This window comes from Amycolatopsis albidoflavus (genome assembly GCF_039525725.1).
Classification (GTDB): domain Bacteria; phylum Actinomycetota; class Actinomycetes; order Mycobacteriales; family Pseudonocardiaceae; genus Amycolatopsis; species Amycolatopsis albidoflava.
The window spans coordinates 150,386-168,256 of record NZ_BAAAHV010000003.1; the positions used below are offsets into that span (position 1 = coordinate 150,386).

General features: G+C 68.1%; 20 protein-coding genes. 13 read left to right on the forward strand and 7 right to left on the reverse strand.

The window, feature by feature from the left end; all coding sequences use genetic code 11:
• Positions 1-2 precede the first annotated feature (2 nt).
• Positions 3-1,274, reverse strand: a complete 1,272-nt coding sequence (locus ABD156_RS01720; protein WP_344265215.1) for a cytochrome P450 — start codon at positions 1,272-1,274, stop codon at positions 3-5.
• Between the two features lie 47 nt (positions 1,275-1,321).
• Here ABD156_RS01720 and ABD156_RS01725 point away from each other — a divergent pair, with 47 nt between their 5' ends.
• Positions 1,322-2,050 carry an alpha/beta fold hydrolase gene (locus ABD156_RS01725; protein ID WP_344265218.1) on the forward strand — a complete coding sequence of 243 codons (729 nt, stop codon included), beginning with the start codon at positions 1,322-1,324 and terminating at the stop codon, positions 2,048-2,050.
• Between the two features lie 21 nt (positions 2,051-2,071).
• Positions 2,072-2,896: an acyl-CoA thioesterase gene (locus tag ABD156_RS01730; protein ID WP_344265221.1), complete on the forward strand. Its 825-nt coding sequence runs from the start codon at positions 2,072-2,074 to the stop codon at positions 2,894-2,896.
• Between the two features lie 19 nt (positions 2,897-2,915).
• On the opposite strand, the gene ABD156_RS01735 is transcribed toward ABD156_RS01730, so the two are convergent.
• Positions 2,916-3,470 carry a hypothetical protein gene (locus tag ABD156_RS01735; protein ID WP_344265224.1) on the reverse strand — a complete coding sequence of 185 codons (555 nt, stop codon included), beginning with the start codon at positions 3,468-3,470 and terminating at the stop codon, positions 2,916-2,918.
• Positions 3,471-3,799: 329 nt separating this feature from the next.
• On the opposite strand from ABD156_RS01735, the gene ABD156_RS01740 reads away from it, so the two are divergent.
• Positions 3,800-4,012, forward strand: coding sequence for a hypothetical protein (locus ABD156_RS01740; protein WP_344265227.1), 213 nt, complete (start codon positions 3,800-3,802; stop codon positions 4,010-4,012).
• Positions 4,013-4,392: 380 nt separating this feature from the next.
• Here ABD156_RS01740 and ABD156_RS01745 read toward each other — a convergent pair whose 3' ends face one another.
• Positions 4,393-4,938 (reverse strand): TetR/AcrR family transcriptional regulator, encoded by a 546-nt coding sequence (locus ABD156_RS01745; protein ID WP_344266665.1) that lies wholly within the window; start codon positions 4,936-4,938, stop codon positions 4,393-4,395.
• Positions 4,939-5,821: 883 nt separating this feature from the next.
• Here ABD156_RS01745 and ABD156_RS01750 point away from each other — a divergent pair.
• Positions 5,822-6,430: a nuclear transport factor 2 family protein gene (locus tag ABD156_RS01750; protein WP_344265230.1), complete on the forward strand. Its 609-nt coding sequence runs from the start codon at positions 5,822-5,824 to the stop codon at positions 6,428-6,430.
• A complete protein-coding gene (locus tag ABD156_RS01755) occupies positions 6,427-7,041 on the forward strand; it encodes a response regulator transcription factor (RefSeq protein WP_009084166.1) in 615 nt (204 codons plus the stop codon). The genes ABD156_RS01750 and ABD156_RS01755 overlap by 4 nt, the downstream gene beginning before the upstream one ends.
• Here the strand turns inward: ABD156_RS01755 and ABD156_RS01760 are convergent.
• From ABD156_RS01760 to ABD156_RS01775, 4 genes are all read right to left on the reverse strand, one after another.
• Positions 7,031-8,248 (reverse strand): amidase, encoded by a 1,218-nt coding sequence (locus ABD156_RS01760; RefSeq protein WP_344265236.1) that lies wholly within the window; start codon positions 8,246-8,248, stop codon positions 7,031-7,033. The two genes, ABD156_RS01755 and ABD156_RS01760, sit on opposite strands and share 11 nt — an antisense overlap.
• On the reverse strand, positions 8,245-8,493 hold the full coding sequence (locus ABD156_RS01765) for a hypothetical protein (RefSeq protein WP_344266668.1): 249 nt from the start codon (positions 8,491-8,493) through the stop codon (positions 8,245-8,247). Before ABD156_RS01765 ends, ABD156_RS01760 begins: the two co-directional genes overlap by 4 nt.
• Before the next feature lie 22 nt (positions 8,494-8,515).
• A complete protein-coding gene (locus ABD156_RS01770) occupies positions 8,516-9,022 on the reverse strand; it encodes a flavin reductase (RefSeq protein WP_344265239.1) in 507 nt (168 codons plus the stop codon).
• Between the two features lie 96 nt (positions 9,023-9,118).
• Positions 9,119-10,576, reverse strand: coding sequence for a PAS domain-containing sensor histidine kinase (locus ABD156_RS01775; protein WP_344265242.1), 1,458 nt, complete (start codon positions 10,574-10,576; stop codon positions 9,119-9,121).
• A 135-nt stretch (positions 10,577-10,711) separates the two neighbouring features.
• On the opposite strand from ABD156_RS01775, the gene ABD156_RS01780 reads away from it, so the two are divergent.
• The 8 genes from ABD156_RS01780 (at position 10,712) to ABD156_RS01815 (ending at position 17,865) form a co-directional block, all read left to right on the forward strand.
• A complete protein-coding gene (locus ABD156_RS01780) occupies positions 10,712-11,833 on the forward strand; it encodes an acyl-CoA dehydrogenase family protein (protein WP_344265245.1) in 1,122 nt (373 codons plus the stop codon).
• 32 nt (positions 11,834-11,865) lie between these two features.
• Positions 11,866-12,246, forward strand: coding sequence for a hypothetical protein (locus ABD156_RS01785; protein ID WP_344265248.1), 381 nt, complete (start codon positions 11,866-11,868; stop codon positions 12,244-12,246).
• Between the two features lie 14 nt (positions 12,247-12,260).
• The gene (locus ABD156_RS01790; RefSeq protein ID WP_344265251.1) at positions 12,261-13,532 is read left to right on the forward strand and encodes an aromatic ring-hydroxylating oxygenase subunit alpha; all 1,272 of its coding nucleotides are present in this window, start codon (positions 12,261-12,263) and stop codon (positions 13,530-13,532) included.
• Complete coding sequence (locus ABD156_RS01795) at positions 13,525-14,019, forward strand: aromatic-ring-hydroxylating dioxygenase subunit beta (RefSeq protein WP_344265254.1); 495 nt, start codon at positions 13,525-13,527, stop codon at positions 14,017-14,019. Before ABD156_RS01790 ends, ABD156_RS01795 begins: the two co-directional genes overlap by 8 nt.
• A complete protein-coding gene (locus tag ABD156_RS01800) occupies positions 14,016-14,759 on the forward strand; it encodes an SDR family NAD(P)-dependent oxidoreductase (RefSeq protein ID WP_344265257.1) in 744 nt (247 codons plus the stop codon). The genes ABD156_RS01795 and ABD156_RS01800 overlap by 4 nt, the downstream gene beginning before the upstream one ends.
• Positions 14,760-14,786: 27 nt before the next feature.
• Positions 14,787-15,743 (forward strand): PDR/VanB family oxidoreductase, encoded by a 957-nt coding sequence (locus ABD156_RS01805; protein ID WP_344265260.1) that lies wholly within the window; start codon positions 14,787-14,789, stop codon positions 15,741-15,743.
• A 181-nt stretch (positions 15,744-15,924) separates the two neighbouring features.
• Positions 15,925-17,250, forward strand: a complete 1,326-nt coding sequence (locus tag ABD156_RS01810) for an MFS transporter (protein WP_344265263.1) — start codon at positions 15,925-15,927, stop codon at positions 17,248-17,250.
• Between the two features lie 45 nt (positions 17,251-17,295).
• Positions 17,296-17,865, forward strand: a complete 570-nt coding sequence (locus ABD156_RS01815) for a helix-turn-helix domain-containing protein (protein WP_344265266.1) — start codon at positions 17,296-17,298, stop codon at positions 17,863-17,865.
• The last annotated feature ends 6 nt before the right edge of the window (positions 17,866-17,871 follow it).

Genomic DNA, 17,871 nt, shown 5'->3' on the forward strand with positions numbered 1-17,871 from the left:
GGTCAGTCCCAGCGGATCGGGAGGCTTTTGAGCCCGTTCTGGAAGTTCGACCGCAGCCGGCGGGGTTCGCCCGCGAGCCGGACCTCGCCGAGCTGATCGAACACCGCCGCGAACAACGCGCGCATCTGCATTCGCGCGAGGTGCGAACCGAGGCAGAAGTGCGGGCCGTGGCCGAACGTCAGATGTTCGCTCGGCGCACGCGTCACGTCGAAGACATCAGGATCGGGAAACACTGTCTCGTCGCGATTGGCCGAGGAAAACCACACCACGACCTTGTCCCCGGCCTTGATGTCCACATCGGACAGTCGGGTGTCCTGCGTCGCGGTGCGGCGGAAGTGCATCACCGGCGTGTGCCAGCGCAGCATCTCTTCGACCGCGCCGGGCAGCAGGCTCCGGTCGTCGAGCAGCTTGCGGTACTGCTCGGGATGCGCGAGCAACGCGGCCATCCCGCCGGGAAGGCCGTTGCGCAGGGTTTCGTTGCCAGCTACGGAAAACAACCAGAAGAGATTCTCGAACTCCTCAATCGACACCCGGCCGCCGTCGTCGTCCACGTGCTGCATCAGGTTGCTCATCACGTCGTCGCCGGGGTGCTCGCGTTTGTGCTCGCCAAGCGCGTGCGCGTAGGCATAAAGATCCGGCATTCCGGCGCGGCTGCGCGGATCCGGCATCCGGCCGTCCGGTCCGGGTTCCGGACGCACGACCAGCGCGGCACGGGCGAGGTCGGTGACATCGTCGGCTTTGACGGTCGCGCTCACCGCGTATTCGGCGTCCTGGAAGCCAATCACCCGGTTGCTCCAGTCGAACATCAGCCTGCGGTCCTGCTCGGGAACGCCGAACACCTCGGCGAGCGTGAGCAACGGCAGATCGGCGGCGATGTCCTTGGCGAAATCGCATTCGCCGCGATCGGCCACCGCCGCCACGAGATCATGTGCCCAGCCTTCGATCCGCTCCGTGATCCGGCCGACCGCACGCGGAGTGAACGCTTTCGTGAGCAGCCCGCGCAGTCTGCCGTGCTCGGGCGGGTCCATGTTGAGCATCATCCGGCGCACGTACCGCAGATCCTCGGCGCTGGCCGGGTCGCGGATCTGGGTGCCGCCGAGCTGCGACGAAAACACCGCAGGGGTCCGAAGCACGTGCCGCACGTCGGAGTGGCGCAGCACGGCCCAGAAGTCGCCGATCCGCGTCACCGGCGTTTCGCGGCGCAGGCGGGCAAGCAGGTCGTAAGGCACGCCCGTGACGTAGGTGTCCGGGTCGGCGATGACAGCACTCGACACGTTCCGACCCTAGCCCCGAGACCGCCGCCTGCGGAAAGATCCGTCCGGTGGAAAAGCTGAAGCTGCGCGTCACCGGACAAGGCGAACCGCCGGTCCTGCTCCTGCACGGACTCGGCGCCACCGGCGCGGTCTGGGACGGCTTGACCGGCCAACTCGACCGGCGGCTGCTCATGCCGGACCTGCCCGGCCACGGCGGCTCGCCGCGGCTGCCCGAGTACACCTTCGGGACGCTCGCGGCGGCAGTCGCCGACGCTCTCGACGAGCCCGGCCCGGTCGCCGTCGTCGGGCATTCGCTCGGCGGTGTCGTCGCGCTGGAGCTGGCCAGTGGCCGCTACGGCCTCGAAGTCAGCAGAGTGCTGACGGTGGGCATCAAGGTCGAGTGGAGCGAAGACGACCTGGCTCGCGCCGCCGCGATGGCAGCCCGCCCGCCCCGGCTGTTCGAAACCCGAGAGGAGGCCGAAACCGCCTATCTGAAGATCGCCGGACTGACTGGCCTGGCTTCGGCAGACCCGGACGGCGTCACTGAAACCCCGGACGGCTGGCGGCTGGTCCTGGACCCGCCCGCCTTCGGCGTCGGCCGCCCGGACCTGCCGAGCCTGCTGGCCGCCGCGCGCTGCCCGGTGGTGCTCGCTGCCGGCGAAAACGATCCGATGTGCCGCCCTGAGCAGCTCCGCGCCCTCGTTCCCGAGGCAGTGGTCCTGTCCGGACTCGGGCACAACGCGCACGTCGAGGATCCAGCCGCGGTGGCGGCGCTGCTCACCCCGCGGGGCGACTGAGCAGGCGCTTAGACTGGCCGGGTGACGACGATCGATCCGACCCGCACCGGGCTAGACCAGCTGCTGAAGCTCGAACCGCTCGAGCTGAACCTGTTCCGCGGCTGGTGCCACCAGGGTTCGCCGCAGCGGGCGTTCGGCGGTCAGGTCGCGGCGCAGGCGCTCACCGCGGCCGGTGCGACCGTGCCCACCGCGCGACACGTGCACTCGCTGCACGGCTATTTCATCCGCGGCGGGCGCACCGACATGCCGATCATCTACGAGGTCGAACGCACCCGTGACGGCGGTTCGTTCACCACGCGCCGGGTCGTCGCGATCCAGAACGGCGAGAGCATCTTCAGCCTGTCCGCGTCGTTCCAGACCGAGGCGGACAGCAGTGCGCACCAGGCGCGAATGCCGGACGTCCCGGCCCCGGACGAGGCAGGCGTCGTCGAGCAAGACCGCTCGCCGATCGTCCTGTCCGCCATCGAAGTCCGCTTCGTCAGCAGCCCGGAAACCGGCCTGCCCGACACCGGCCGCGGCCCGCGTCAGCAGATCTGGGTGCGGGCGAAGGACGCGCTGCCGGACGCCCCGCTGGCGCACGTCTGCGCGCTCACCTACATCTCCGACATTCGTCTGGCCGGCACCGCCCTGCTGCCCCACCGCAACGACCCGGGCGAACCGCAGCTGACGTCGCTGGACCACGCCGTGTGGTTTCACCGCCCGTTCCGCGCGGACGAATGGCTGCTGTTCGACATGGAAAGCCCAAGCTACGCAAACACCCGAGGCCTGACCCACGGCGAATTCTTCACCACCGACGGACGGCTGGTTGCTTCAGTGACCCAAGAAGTACTGCTGCGCAGGCGCTGACTCTGTCCGATGTAGACAGTCAGCCAAGCCGAACCCGCACCGGCCCAGCCGGCTCCGCGGCGGCCTCGGCCACCGGCGCGCGCAGGATCTTCGACAACTGCCACGCCTCAAGCCCCGCGAGGACGGTGTTGGCCACCACGAGCACCAAATACAACCCGGCCTGCACCGAAAGCCGGAACGGATGCTGGTCGGAAGCCCCCGCCAGCAACGAAATATGGCACGCGACAACAACCACCATCGACGCCGCGGACAACCCGCCGAGCACGATGAGCAACGCCCGCGACACCCGGGTGCGCCGCCAGTTCAGGTACCCGGTCTGGACCAGACCCGGCGTGCTGACCATGACGAGCCCGCAGCCGTAACCGGAAAACCCGCCGATCACCCCGCTGCCCGCGACCAGCGCGGTAGTCAGGTGATACGAAACCGGAACCCGGTAGGCGGCGAGGATCGCGGCCACGCAGACCAGCAGCCCCAACGGCAGGTGCGGCCAGCCGTACCAGGGAAGCCGCCGCTCCATGCGAAGAATCGCCGGCAGATCGATATCGCGGTACGCCTCGGGGTCGCGCAAAGCCATTCGCACCGTTCCTCTCGTCCCGGAAACCCCCGGTGTGTGCGCGGTGACCGGCGAAGCCTAGGCCAGGCCGCCCGGCCGTGCAAAATCCACCTGAACCCGGCCGGGCAGGCGACCAGTTAACCCGCTCCTTGCTTTCGCACCCGACCTCCGGATTCTTCCGCCGACCGGGGAAGACCGCGTGACCCACACCACCCGCCGGCTCGCTGGTATCCCCTCGACCAGCGGGAACCATCACCGAATCCGCATTCACTTCTTGCGCTTCCTCCGGGGTTGTCCCGGGATGTCCGGTAGAGCGATTTTCTGTCGGTGGTGCAAGTTAGGCTGCAGGCATGAACACCGAGGCACCCACCGTCGCCGCCGAAGATCTCTCCCAAGGCCAGTGGTTCTGGCACGAACCCGCTCCCGGCCTGCGTTCCTGGCCGCTGCAGGTGGCCACGGCCGAGATCCTGGAAGACGCCGTCCGCATCATCACCACCGACGAGGTCCGCGAACTGGTCTCGTACGCCCGCGACCGCCGGGTCCGCCTGGCCGTCGCCTCCTGAACCGCACCGCCAACAGCACCACCACTGGGGAACTCTGGGGGACCGGGCCGGCCGCGTACGCGAGCGGCCCGTCCAATATGGACACCACATCCAACACCGCGGCCTTCGGCCGACTCGGGCGCTGAATTTCGGCAGCTTTCCAGCGACGCTCACCACTCCGCGCCCGCGACACCACGCACCCGCGCCACGGCACACCACACCGCTAACCGCGCACCGCATTGCGGCGCAAGGCCCGCACATCGCGGCCAGCGAACCTCGACAACCGCACCGCGATCGTCACCACCCACGCGTAAATCCGTTGTCCTGTAAGCAGATCTCATCCACGCCGGTCTTCGGCAGTACCTAAGCTCGCCCGTGTCGCCGACCTCTCCGCCGAGCGGTCAGCGGGAAAGAACTCCCTGCAGCAGCACGTCCAGGAGGTGGCGAGCACGGGAATCCCACTCGTCCTCGTCCAGCCGGGTCAAGTAGCCCGACAAGATGAACAGGTCGCGAGCGTCGATGTCGCGGCGGATGGTTCCCTCGGATTTCCCCGCGTCGAGCAACAGGGTGATGGCGTCACCGATCGGACCATGGCTTTCTTCCGACAAGCCTTTCCACACCGCGGTTTCCAGCGCCGCGAAGACGCCGCGCTTGACTCGCGCGTATTCGGCGATCCGGTCGAACCACCGGGACAACGCCTCGACCGGCCCGTGCGAAGACAGCAATTCCGGAGCCAGCGCGACCAGTTCCTCCACCTCCTGCCGGTACACCTCGGCAAGCAGGTCCTCGCGCGTGGGAAAGTGCCGATAAAGCGTCCCCTGCCCGACGCCGGCCGACTTGGCCACCGCGTTCAGCCGCAGCTCCCCCGAACCGGCGATCGCCTCGCGGGCGATCTCGACGATCCGCTCCCGGTTCTCCCGAGCGTCGGCTCGCTGAGCCGCACTCATCGCCGACGCCCGGCACCAGTGGAAACGCACATGCCTCAACGTTATCGCGGACCAGCCGAGTGCCGCATAATCCGCGCACGGCACGGCACGAACGGACGGAGCAGGGCGGCCAGTGCACCCCGCAGCCAAACCGCCGCCAAACCGCTGCGTTCGGGGTCCATGGTCAGCCTCTTCATCAACCAACAACCCCCGACGCAAGAATCGGCAGCGTTCCCGCCCCGGCCGCCTTCGCGCAGGCCGGTCCACCCACCTCTTCGCCGCAGCACCCCCTCCGGGAGGCCCTGCGGCAGCCCAGAAGCAGGCCCCCGAGAGCCGACGCACCTCCACCCCGCCGAGGAGCGCACGGACCACAGCAGCGGGCCGGAAGCGGTCCCGAAAGTCGCTCAGCAAGCAACACATCCCCAGCCCCGCCAAGCAGCGCACCGACCACATAGCAGCGGACCGGAAGCGGCCCCCGAGAGCCACTCAGCAAGCGACGCATCTCCACCCCGCCGAGGAGCGCGCCGACCGGATAACAGCAGACCGGAAGCGGCCCAGAAATCACCCAGCAAGCAACACATTCCCGGCCCCGACGAAGAGCGCACAGACCGCATAGCAGCGAACCGGAAGCGACTCCCCGAAGCACCACCCCGCAAACAACCCACCCATCAATCACACCCCGCCAAACCCGCCATTGATAACCACCACCCCGGGTTTGAAACACGCCCCGCATAACTCACCGATCCGATTGACAACCCTTCCGAACGGGGCAGAGGCTGGTCACAAGCTGCCAATGCCCGGCGCGGTCTGGTCCGGTTACCCTGTCAACGAGCCGAAAACCGCACCGAAGGGCCAGACTCGGCACGAAGCGCCACCCGTCACGACTTCTCTGGTGAGGAAAACGATGTCTCTCGACCACCCCGCACCCGCCAACCCGGACACGGACCGGCGGGTCGCCGCGCTGGAGGAGACCGTCGCGGGGCTGATCAGGCGGGTCGGGGTGCTCGAAGCCGAGGCGGAGATCCGGCGGGTGCAGGCGCGCTACATGTTCCTCTGCGACACTCCCTGCCCGGAGTTCGGCGTCGCCGACGACAGTGAGCGGATCGACCTCATCATGGCGCTCTACACCGAGGACGCCGTCTGGGAGGGCGTCGGCGAGTACTACGACGGGCAGTTCGGGCGCGCGGAAGGCGCCGACGCTATCCGGGCGCATTTCCAGCGGTTCTGGGGCGAGAAAAAAGACCCCGAACTTCTGCTGAACGCGCATTACCTCACCTCCGAGCAAATCCACGTCGACGGCGACGAGGCCACCGGGCAATGGATCCACATGCAACCGTGGCTGTTCTCCGACGGGAAGGCGCTCCTGCGGTCCAGCCGGTTGAACAACGCGTTCCGTCGCGTCGGCGACACCTGGCGGATCACCCGCACTCGCACCGAAAACGTCTTCATCGCTCCGCTTCCGGCAGGCTGGGCCAGCGACTATCCCTCGGCGTCGGTGCTGATGAAGCCATGAGCGACGACCCGGTCGTGCACGTGGTGGACGACGACGAGGACCTCCGGCAGTCCCTGGTGTTCCTGTTGGAGAGCGTCGGCGTGCAGGCGCTGACCTATCCGGACGCGCAAACCTTCCTGGACGAGTTCGATCCGGCCGAGCCCGCGGTCGTGATCGTCGATGTGCGAATGCCCGCGATCAGCGGTTTTCAACTGCAGGAAAAGCTCGCGGAAATCGACTGTCCGGCTCCGCTGATTTTCTGCTCCGCGCACGGCGATATTCCGATGTCGGTCCGTGCGCTCACCGCGGGCGCGGTCGATTTCCTGGAGAAGCCTTATCAGGCCCAGCGCATGGTCGAGGTGGTCCAGACCCAGCTCATCGAGGCGCGCCGCCGGTTCGCGGAGCATGCGGAGCGGCAGGCGGTCCGGGCTCGGCTCGACACGCTGACCCAGCGCGAGCGCGAGGTGCTGCGGCTGGTGGTCGACGGGATGCCCAGCCAGGCGATCGCGCATCGGCTGGGCACCAGCGTCAAGACCGTCGACGTGCATCGGGCGCGGATCAAGGCGAAGACGTCGGCGGACAGCCTGGGGACGCTGGTCCGCGACATCCTCACCCATCGCGTCACCGTTTGAGCGCGGTCTCCGTCCAGCGGCCGGTGGCCAGCAACGCGGTTTCCCCCAAAGAACTGCCGACTAGCTGCAATCCCAACGGCAATCCAGCCTCGTCGCGCAGGCCGGGCACGGCGATGACCGGCAGGCCCAGCGCTTGCCAAGGGCGGCTGAGCACGGGATCGCCGGTCGCGGTCAGGCCGGCAGGGGCCGACCCGAGCGCGGCAGGGGCGAGGACGGCGTCATAACCGGCCACGATTTCGGCGAGCCGAGAAGCACCAGAAGCGACGACGTCCTGCGCGGCTTCGTATTCCGCGAGCGGCATCTCCGCACCGGTACGCAGCAATTGCGCCAAGGGAGCGCTGAGCCGGTCCGCGGAGGCAAGCTCAACAGAACGTTCCCGCGCCGCCTCGTAGGCCATCACCACGGGGTGCGCGGCGGTCAAAGCGGGGACCAGAGCCGGGTCTGGGAATTCGTCGACCACGGCACCGGCGGCTCGCAGCCCGGCAACCGCGGAACCAAGTGCGTTCCGCATCGCTGGAGTCGCGTCCTCGGACGACCACACGAGCAATCGCGGAGCCGGAGAAACAGCAGCCTCCGGCTCCCCCGACAACGCTGACCAGGCCAAAGCCAGATCGGAAACCGTCGCGGTGAACATGCCGTGGCTGTCGAGGCTCGGGCTCAGGCCGGTGACGCCGTCGACCGGGAACCGGCCCCGGCTCATGACCAGCGAAGCGACTCCGCAGAACGCGGCCGGGCGCGTGACCGAGCCAGCGGTCTGCGAGCCCAAAGCCAACGGGACGTGTCCAGCGGCAACGGCAGCCGCCGAACCGCTGGAGGAACCACCGGGCGTGTGACCGGGCGCAGCGGGGTTATCCGTGGGGCCAGGCGCGAAGAAAGCGAATTCCGTGGTGACCGTCTTGCCGACCGGCACCGCTCCGGCCCGACGCCATTCGCGCACGATCGAAGCGTCCACAGTGGCCGGTGGAGCGTCCGCGCGCAGGACGGAGCCGCAGCGGGTCGGGAGTCCGGCCAAGTCGATGATGTCCTTGACGCCCAACGGAACCCCGCCCAGCGGACCCGTAGACGCAGGCACGTAAGCCGACGAAACCCAGGCGTCGAAGGAAGCCGCCGCGATTCGCGAGCGGGCCTCGGCGCTAGCGGCTTCCGGCGTCGTCCGGCCAGCGGTCAGATCGGCGACCAGGGCGCGCAGCGACCACGGGGCGGTCACGGCTGGGTCCAGGCGGCGTCGGCGGTCCAGTAGTCCATGCCGCTCGCGCTGACCGAATGCCGCCAGTCGGACGTCCGGCGCAGCAGCGGTTCGACGCGCGCGGTGGCCTCGTCGGCGGCGTCCGGACCGTCGGCCGGCACCTGCCAGTGCACCCAGTCCAGTTCGCGGCCGTGCTCGTCGTGCACGAAGAGGTCGACGTGCCGCCAGCCGTAGCCGTGCGTGTCGTTGTAGCAGGTCAGGGTCATCCGGTCCACGGGTTCTCCTCGATCAGGCGCTGAGTGCGGCAAGCCGGTGGAAGCGGCGCTGGAAGTACACCAAAGCACCGCTGTCCGGGGCGGTCAGCACCTTTTCGATCTCGACGAACAGCACCGAATGCGACCCGTGCTCCTGCTCGGCGACGATCCGGCCGACCAGCGAGGCCGCCGCGCCGCGCAGGACCGGGGCGTCCTCGCTGTCGAGGTCCCAGCAGTCCTCGCTGAAACGGTCGGCGGTCGGCACCTTCGTCGCGCCGGCGAAGTGCATGGCCAGGTCCTCCTGGCCGGGGCCGAGGACGTTGACGCAGACCTGGCCGTTGCCGACCAGGATCGCGTGCGACCGGCTCGACCGGTTGACGCACACGAGCACGGTCGGCGGGCTGTCGGTGACCGAGCAGGCGGCGCTCACCGTCATGCCGGCGAGGCCGTGCGGGCCCGCGGTGGTCACGACGTTGACGGCCGCGGAGAGGTTGGCCATCGCGGTGCGGAACTCGCGCTGGGTCCGGGTCAGCTCGGACACGGTGCCTCCTAGGACTGGGGCCGGGACTCCTTTGACCGTACAAAGCCGCACCGGTCGCGGGGTATCGAGAACTTCCCCGGCACAGCTGAAGAATTCCTAACCCGGGCCGGTCGCGGGCAGTGCGAAGCCGAACGTCGAACCGCCGCCCGCGCGGTGTTCGGCCCAGATCGTCCCGTGCTGGCGGGTGATGATGCGGTGGCTCAGCGCCAGTCCGATGCCGCTGCCGCGCTCCTTCGCGGTGAACGACTCGTCGAACGGGTTGCGCGGGAAGCCGCGACCCCGGTCGTCCACAGTGACCACGCCGGTGTCGCCGTCGCGGCGCGTGGTGAGCACCAGACTGCGCCGCTGCTGGGGGCACTGGGCCATTTCCTCGATCGCGTTGAAGCACAGGTTCAGCACGACCTGGCCGGTCAGCACGCGTTCGCAGTGCACCGGCACGGCGTCGGCGGACCGGTCGAAGGTCACCTCGATCGCGGCCGGTTCCGCGCGCAATCGCACGAAATACAGGCATTCCTCGACAATCTCGTTGAGGTCAGCCACCTGCTCCACATGCTCCAGATGCCCGACGAACGCCCGCACCGACGACACGATCTGGCTCGCCCGTTCGATCTGCCGGACGGCGCTGTCGATGCCGTACACCACGGGCGCGGCATCGAGTGTCCGCGATCGCACCCCAGCCAGGAAGTTGCCGGCGGCGGCGAGCGGCTGGCTCAGTTCGTGCGCGATCGCCATCGCCATATCGCCCATCGCGGTGTAGCGCGCCAGGTAGTTCTCCCGGTGCAGCTCCCGCTCGCGTCGGACCTCGCCGCGGACGCGTTCGGACACGTCGTAAAGCAGCATCAGAAACGCGTCCCCACCAGGCTCTCGAAGACGTTCGACGCTCCCCTCCAGCCACACGCGACCCTGGATCTCCAGCCGCACCGGCGTGCCCGGCGCGGCCCGCTCGCGGACCTCGTCCCACGTGGCCGGACGGTCGTCGAGGCGCAGGCCAGCGTGGTCTGTGAGACAGCCGAGCGGCTCGTCCGGGGTCGCCCCGAACAGCTCCGCCGCGGAGTCGGTGACAAATCGCAGCGCGCCCGAAGCGTCGAGCATCACCGCGAGCGCGGAGGTGTGCCGGGCCAGCGCATCGACCCAGGACGTGGTCAACCGCAGCTCACGCTCGATTTCCTGCTCGCGTTCGATGTCGCGGAACTGCACCATCACGGCCGGGCCTTGCGCCAGTTCGACTCGGGTAGCCACCGCGTCCGTCGGAATCACCCGGCCGGATTTCGTGCGGTAGTGCCATTCGATCCGGCTGACGCCCTTGTCGACCGCCTCCTGCAGCCACGCCCGCCCGATCACCCGGTCGTACTGCTGCGCGGAGCTGCTCATGTGGTTCGCCTTCAACGGCCGCAGCTCGGTGACGCTCCATTCGAGCATCTCGCACGCGGCCGGGTTGGCCCACAGGATGTTCTTCGTCGCGCCGTCGTGCACGAGCACGCACGTACGGCTGGCGTTGAGCATCGCGACGAAATCGTGCGTCGTCAGCTCTGGCGCGCGCGGGTCTGCCTCCATCGGCTCAGCGTAAAGCCCCTGGCTGGCGGCTCGCACTGAAGAAATCCCCTACGCCCGCTCAGGCACTACCAATTCCCGCGCGCCGCCGTGGTTCGTACCGTCGGAACGACCGCACCGGCATTCTGAGGAGCAGCGATGAGCGAAGTCACCATGGAGGAGGTGCTCGCCGAGCTCGCCACGCGCAAGGACGAGTTCCAGCAGCAGCGCTACGTTCCGCGGGACTTCATCGACCGGCTCAAGCAGCTCGGCATCTACCGGGCCAGCACGCCGGCGAAGTTCGGCGGCAACCCGCTCCCGCCCGCCGAATTCCTCCGCCTGATCGAGCGAATTTCCACTGTGGACGGTTCAACCGGCTGGGTCGCCAGCTTCGGCTCGTCGCTGATCTACCTCGCCGCGCTCCCGCTGGACACGCAGGCCGAGCTGTATAAGAACGGCCCGGACGTCGCGTTCGCCGGCGGTCTCTTCCCGGTCCAGCCCGCCCCGGCGACCGAAACCGGCTTCCGCGTGGACGGTCGCTGGAAGTTCGCCAGCGGCTGCATGGGCGCGGACATCCTCGGCGTCGGCATCCCCGGCGACGAATCGACCGGCGGGAAACCGCGCACCGCGCTGCTGCGGCCCGACCAGGTCGAGATCGTCCAGGAATGGGACGTCGTCGGCATGCGCGGCACCGGTTCGTTCGACCTGGTCGTGCGCGACGTCGACGTCCCGCGCGAGTGGACGTTCATCCGCGGCGGCGCGCCCATGGTCGACGAGCCGCTCTACCGCTACCCCACAATCGCTTACGCCGCACAGGTTCTCGCTATCGTCGGCGCGGGTGTCGCGCGTGCCGCGCTCGACCACGCCCGCGAGGTCGGCGCTGGCTACACCGGCGTCACCGGCGCGCCGAAGCTCGCCGACCGCGGCTACTACCGCACCGGGTACGCCGACGCCGAGGCCGCGCTGCGGTCCGCGCGCGCCTGGTTCTACGAGGTCAGCCACGAGGTCTGGGACACCGTCGTCTCCGGTGACGAGGCCAGCGACGAGCAGAACGCCCAGCTGCGGCTTTCGGCCGCACACCTTGCCAAGACGTCGTCCGAGGTCGTCTCGAAGCTCGTCGAGATTTCCGGCACCGCGCCGATCTACTCGACGCATCCGCTGCGTGGACTTCAGGGCGACGCACTGGTACCCAAGCAGCATGCGTTCCTGGGCCCGGCCATCCACGACGCCGCCGGCGCGGTTCTCATGGGACAGCCGCCGACCAGCCCCGGCTTCCGCTGACCAGCCACCACCACGACGAGGAGTCTCCGACTGTGAGCACGCAGCCCCTGCGGGTGCTTTTCTGCATCGGCATCAACCAGAACTTCTTCGACCTGCCCGCCGACGGCATCACCATCGGCGACGTCTGGCAGTCCTTCGTGTCCATGATGGACCAGCTGAAAGCGTTGCCGGGCATCACTTTCATCGGTGACATCGACGACGACGCGCACATGGTCGGCCCGTCTGAGGGCTGGCCGTGGACCTGCTACATCCTCGCCGACGCCGACAGCCAGGAAACCGTCAAGGCCGGTTGCAACCTGCTGCGCACGACCGAGGTCGGCAGCAACGGCGTCAAGCTGTGGCGCTTCGCCAAGATCGAAGCCCGGATCGGCCGTCCGCTGACCGTCCGCGAAGACGTCGAACTGCCCGACTGAAAATCGGAGACCTCATGACTGAGAACGCGAGCGTTCCCGCGGATTTCGCCGAAAGCGACCGCGTCGCCGCCCGGCTGTATACCGACCCCGAAATCTTCGAACGCGAGATGACGCAGATCTTCGAGCGTTCGTGGGTGTGGGTGGCGCACGAAAGCGAATTGGCGCAGCCAGGTAACTTCAAATCCACTTATGTCGGCCGCCAGCCCGTCATCGTGACCCGCGACCGCAAGGGCACGCTGCACACGATGCTCAACCGCTGTCGCCACCGCGGTGCAAGCCTCTGTGAGAAGCCGAGCGGCAAGGCCAACGGCTTCACCTGCCCGTACCACGCCTGGAGCTACGGCCTCGACGGCAAGCTGCGCGGCATCCCTTATCCCGACGGCTACGAAGGCGTCTTGGAAAAGGGCGAACTGTCGCTGAAGAAACTGCGCACCGAGTCGTACGGCGGCATGGTTTTCGCGACCTTCGACGAGGACGCTGAGTCCCTTGAGGACTTCCTCGGCGACGCGAAACTGTGGATCGACCGTTTCATGAAGCAGGGCGGCGGTTATCCGATCAAGGTGCTGGGCAAGCACCAGTTCAAGTTCCGCGGCAACTGGAAGATCCAGTTGGAGAACACCACCGACGGCTATCACTTCCCGATCGTGCACCGGTCGTGGATGGCTTCGGTGGACGCGGAAACCGCCGACATGATGTCGTTCATGACCGATCCGTCGGCGATCACGCATTCGCTCGGCAACGGCCACAGCGTCATGCAGATGGTGCCGGAGCACTCCGACCTGGACGTCGACGACGGCACCGAACCGCTGCAGGGCCGCTTCGACCACGTCGTGGCCGAGCTGTCGAAGACGCTGGACGAGGCGCAGGTGCGCAAGGTCGTCCGGGCCATGCACGGCACCGGATTCAACCTCAACCTGTTCCCGAACGTTTCGATGTCCGCGGCGTTTTTCCGCGTGCTGCGGCCGATTTCGGTCAACGAGACCTTGATCGAGCACGTCGCGATCGGTCCGGACGGACCGCCGGAGCTGGACATCGTGAATCGCGAACGGATGCGCATCCACGAGCACTTCCAGGGTCCGTTCGGGTTCGGCACGCCGGACGACGCCGAGGGCTGGGACCGCGTGCAGCGCGGCGCGCACGGCGGCCCGGACCTGCCGATCCTGGTCAACCGCGGGTTGGCGCGGGAGAAGGCGAGCCCCGAAGGCTGGCCGACCTCGCACGTCACCGACGAAACCGGCATGCGCGCCGCGTACGCCCAGTGGAAGGAGATGATGGGCGATGACTGAAACCATCCCCGTCACTGACCCTCGCGTCGCACGCGCCGTCGAACTGGTCAACCGCGAGGCAGAACTGCTGGACCGCACGGAGTATCACGGGTGGGAGAAGCTGTTCACCGAGGACGGCATTTACGTCATCCCGATCGACCGGGACACCGACGATTTCGCCGGCTCGCTGAACATGGTCTACGACGACGCGCGGATGCGGCAGATGCGCATCGCGCGGATGACCGAGGGCTACGCGCTCGCCGCCGTCGATTCCGCCCGCACCGTGCGCACGGTGTCGCGATTCGTACCGGAATCCGTTTCGGACAACGAAGTTGTGCTGCGTTCGGCGCAGATCCTGGTCGCCTACAAGCGAGGCAACCACGACCTGTGGGCAGCGGATCTGGTGCATCGCATCCAGTTGTCGCCGGAAGGCGCCCGGATCGCGTTGAAGGTCGTCCGGCTAGTCAACAGCGACGAAGCCGTTCCGGCCGCGGGATTCCTGCTGTGAGCGCGCCAGCGGAGCCGCACGTCGCCGTGGTCACCGGCGGCGCGAGCGGTCTCGGAGAAGCGATTGTGCGGCAGCTGCACGCCGAGGGCTACCGCGTCGCGATCGCGGACGTCAACGGCGAAGCGGCCGAGAAACTGGCCGCGTCCCTTGGCAACTGCCGTGGCTACGCGGTCGACGTGCGGGACCGGGCAGCGCTCGCGCAGCTGAAAGACGACGTCGTCCGCGATTTCGGCAGCGTCCAGGTGCTGGTCAACAACGCGGCCCGCACTCAGGCGGCCCCGCTGATGGAGATCACGCCGGAAGACCTCGACGCGGTCCTCGCGGTCAACTTCACCGGCACGTTCACCGCCTGCCAGCTCTTCGGCGCGTACTTCGCCGAGCAGGGTTACGGGCGGATCGTGAACATGGCGTCGCTGGCCGGCCAGAACGGCGGCACCGCGACCGGCGGGCACTACGCGTCGTCCAAGGGCGCGATCATGTCCGCGACGAAGGTGTTCGCGCGCGAACTCGCCTCGCGCGGAGTCACGGTGAACTCCGTGTCCCCGGGGCCGCTGGACAGCCCGATGGTGCATTCGATCGTCGGCGAGGACAACCTCGAGGCCTTCACGAAGAACATCCCCGTCGGACGGCTCGGCGACCCGGCGTTCATCGCGCGGATGGTGTCGCTGCTCGCCTCGCCCGGCGCGGCCTCGGTCACCGGGGCCTGCTGGGACGCCAACGGCGGCCTTTACCTGCGCTGAACTCCCTTGCCCTGAAACGGAGAGCCGATGCCGAACACCGTGGTCCGCGTGGCCGAGGTCGTCGAGGAAGCGCCCGGGATCCGGGCGCTTCGCCTCGTCCGCGCCGACGGTCTGCCGTTCGACCCGCACCCCGCCGGCGCGCACGTCGACGTCACCGGCCCGACCGGGATCCTGCGCCAGTATTCGCTGTGCGGGCGGCCGGACGACACGTCGTCGCTGCTCATCGCGGTGAAACGGGAGCCGGATTCGCGCGGTGGTTCCGAGGCGCTGCACGCCGTCGCGGAGAACGACAAGCTCGAGGTCGGCGAGTCCCGGAACCTGCTCTCGCTGGCTCCGGGCGCGGACCGGCACGTGCTGATCGCGGGCGGCATCGGCATCACTCCGTTGCTGAGCCTGGCTTATCAGCTGCACGCGGACGGTGCGGAATTCGAACTGCACTACTTCGCGCGCGACCGGGAGTCGGCGGCTTTTGTTTCGCTGCTTGAAGAACAGGCTGAATTCCGGGACCGGGTGCTGCTGTATTTCGGCGTTCCGCGCGACGAACAGCCCGCCGTGCTGACGGAAGTGGCTGCCGGGCTCGGTCCCGCCGGACACGTCTACACCTGCGGCCCGGAAGGGTTCATGGAGCAGGTCACCGGCGTGTTCGCGCCGGTGGTCGGCGAAACGCAGGTGCACGTCGAGCATTTCACCGCGGCCGAGGTCGACACGAGCGGAGATCAGCCGTTCACCGTCGAACTCGACACCGGCGAGGTGTTCGAGATCCCGGCCGACCGGTCGATCCTGTCGGTGCTGACCGACAACGGGATCGAGGTGTTCAAATCGTGCGAGGAAGGCATCTGCGGATCGTGCGTTTCCGGGGTGCTGGAGGGCACGCCGGAGCACCGGGACCAGTGTCTTTCGGCCAGCGACAAGGCTTCCGGGGACCAGATGGCGCTGTGCGTGTCGCGCGCCCGCTCGGAAAAACTGGTGATCGAACTGTACTGACGGAGGCGGCCGGAATCCTCGCGATTCCGGCCGTCCTGTCTATTAATTGATCGATTTTATTTATCAATCCGCCGCAAATCGGACTTTGCCTCCTTCGTCACGCTTTCCCTAAGCTGTGTCCACCGTTTCCCCACCACCGGACACTCCGCGCATTCTCGCGCGAGACGACGAAAGGCCTGCTATGGCCAAGCGCGACGAAGCGCACTCTCCCGGCGTGCTGCGGCTCGGATTCGCCGCCGGCGTCGGCACTTCCCTGGAAATGTACGACTTCTCGATCTACGGCACCGCGGCGGCGCTGGTGTTCGGGTCGGTGTTCTTCAAGACCGGCAACGCCTGGTTCGGCACCTTCATGAGCCTCGCGACCTTCGCGATCGGCTTCGTGATGGCCCCGCTGGGCGCGGCGCTTTTCGGCTGGATCGGCGACCGTCGCGGCCGCCGGACCGCGCTGTACGCCGCGTTCCTGTTGATGGGTTTCGCGACACTGGGCATGGGCGTTCTCCCGCCGTACGCGGTGATCGGCATCGCCGCGCCCCTGCTGCTCGTCGGGTTGCGCCTGCTGCACGGCGCCGCCCGCGGCGGGGAAAGCGCCGGAGCGGCCGTGTTCGCCGTTGAGCACGCGCCGGAAAAACGGCGTGGCCTCTACGGTTCCTTCGTCGCACTCGGCTCGCCGATCGGCGTCGTGCTGGCGAACCTGGCCTTCGCACTGGTTCTCCTGCTGCCCAACGACGACATCATGAGCTGGGGCTGGCGTCTCCCGTTCCTCGCCGGCGGCATTGTGCTGGCGATTGGCATCTGGGTCCGCCGCGGCGTATCGGAAAGCCCGGAATTCGAGAAAATGGCCGCCGCCGAAACGCGCGCGAAAAAGCCGCTCGCCGACGTCCTCCGCTCGAATTGGCGACGGCTGCTGCTGATCGCCGGAGCGAACCTCGGTCTCACCGCCTGCACTTTCGCGCTAGTCACGTTCATGCTGTCGTACGCGACCGCCGCCGCCCCGGAAGGCCTCGGCCTCCCGCGCGCCCCGATCGTCACCATTTCGACGATCACCCTCCTGTGCCACGCCGCCGCGAACGTCGGAGCCGCCTGGCTGTCCGACCGGATCGGCCGCAAACCGGTGATGCTGACCGGCTCGGTCCTGTCCATCGCCGCCGCGCTGGTGATGTTCCCGATCGCCTCGGCGGGCACCGTCAGCTCGGTGTTCGTCGCGCTGCTGCTGGGTTTCACCGCCACCGGAATCCTCTTTGGACCGATGTACACCTGGTTCGCCGAGCTGTTCCCGCGAGAGCAGCGCCAGTCCGGTCTCGGCGTGGGCTACCACGTCGGCGCGGTGCTGGGCGGCGGCCTGTCGCCGATGATCGCCAACCGGATCGTCGCCGCGACCGGAGACGCTCTCGCGGTCGGCTACTACCTGGCCGCGCTGCTCGTGCTGAGCCTGGTCTGCCTGCTGATCCTCCCGGAAACCGCCCCCGCGCGACGTGCCGCGAAACCGGCTCCCGAACTGGTCAGCTGACACGGGCCGCACCCCAGTCTCCCGTTTGGGCGAGACTGGGGTGTTATGCGTGAGATCGACGAAGTCCTGGACGCGGTCGGCCCGAGGCTGCGAACCCTGCGCAACCGGCGCGGCATCACCCTGGCCGACCTGTCGGCCGAGACCGGCATTTCGGAAAGCACCCTGTCCCGCCTGGAAAACGGCCAGCGCCGGGCGAACCTGGAACTGCTGCTTCCGCTGTCGCGCGCCTACGACGTCCCGATCGACGACCTGGTGGGCGCGCCCCGCGCCGGCGACCCGCGCGTCCACCTGCGCCCGATCCACCAGCACGGGATGACCTACGTGCCGCTCACCCGGCGACCGGGCGGGGTGCACGCGTACAAAATGCTGATCCCCGGCCGTTCTGCGGAACCCGCATTGAAAACGCACAGCGGCTACGAATGGCTATACGTCCTCAATGGACACCTGCGGTTAATCGTAGGCGCGAAGGACCTGACGGTCCCGCCCGGCGAGGCAGCGGAGTTCGACACGACGGAACCCCATTGGCTCGGCTCGGCCGACGGCGGTGCGGTTGAGCTGCTGATCCTCTTCGGACTGCAGGGAGAACGAGTGCACGTGGAGCCGCGCCCGAACTGATACCAG

What these genes read in the sequence shown, in the direction of transcription:
- ABD156_RS01735 (WP_344265224.1), bottom strand. Translation starts at nt 3,470, where the DNA reads ATGGCTTTGCGCGACCCCGAGGCGTACCGCGATATCGATCTGCCGGCG.
- ABD156_RS01740 (WP_344265227.1), top strand. Translation starts at nt 3,800, where the DNA reads ATGAACACCGAGGCACCCACCGTCGCCGCCGAAGATCTCTCCCAAGGC.
- ABD156_RS01745 (WP_344266665.1), bottom strand. Translation starts at nt 4,938, where the DNA reads ATGAGTGCGGCTCAGCGAGCCGACGCTCGGGAGAACCGGGAGCGGATC.
- ABD156_RS01750 (WP_344265230.1), top strand. Translation starts at nt 5,822, where the DNA reads ATGTCTCTCGACCACCCCGCACCCGCCAACCCGGACACGGACCGGCGG.
- ABD156_RS01755 (WP_009084166.1), top strand. Translation starts at nt 6,427, where the DNA reads ATGAGCGACGACCCGGTCGTGCACGTGGTGGACGACGACGAGGACCTC.
- ABD156_RS01765 (WP_344266668.1), bottom strand. Translation starts at nt 8,493, where the DNA reads ATGACCCTGACCTGCTACAACGACACGCACGGCTACGGCTGGCGGCAC.
- ABD156_RS01775 (WP_344265242.1), bottom strand. Translation starts at nt 10,576, where the DNA reads ATGGAGGCAGACCCGCGCGCGCCAGAGCTGACGACGCACGATTTCGTC.
- ABD156_RS01780 (WP_344265245.1), top strand. Translation starts at nt 10,712, where the DNA reads ATGAGCGAAGTCACCATGGAGGAGGTGCTCGCCGAGCTCGCCACGCGC.
- ABD156_RS01790 (WP_344265251.1), top strand. Translation starts at nt 12,261, where the DNA reads ATGACTGAGAACGCGAGCGTTCCCGCGGATTTCGCCGAAAGCGACCGC.
- ABD156_RS01795 (WP_344265254.1), top strand. Translation starts at nt 13,525, where the DNA reads ATGACTGAAACCATCCCCGTCACTGACCCTCGCGTCGCACGCGCCGTC.
- ABD156_RS01805 (WP_344265260.1), top strand. Translation starts at nt 14,787, where the DNA reads ATGCCGAACACCGTGGTCCGCGTGGCCGAGGTCGTCGAGGAAGCGCCC.
- ABD156_RS01810 (WP_344265263.1), top strand. Translation starts at nt 15,925, where the DNA reads ATGGCCAAGCGCGACGAAGCGCACTCTCCCGGCGTGCTGCGGCTCGGA.
- ABD156_RS01815 (WP_344265266.1), top strand. Translation starts at nt 17,296, where the DNA reads ATGCGTGAGATCGACGAAGTCCTGGACGCGGTCGGCCCGAGGCTGCGA.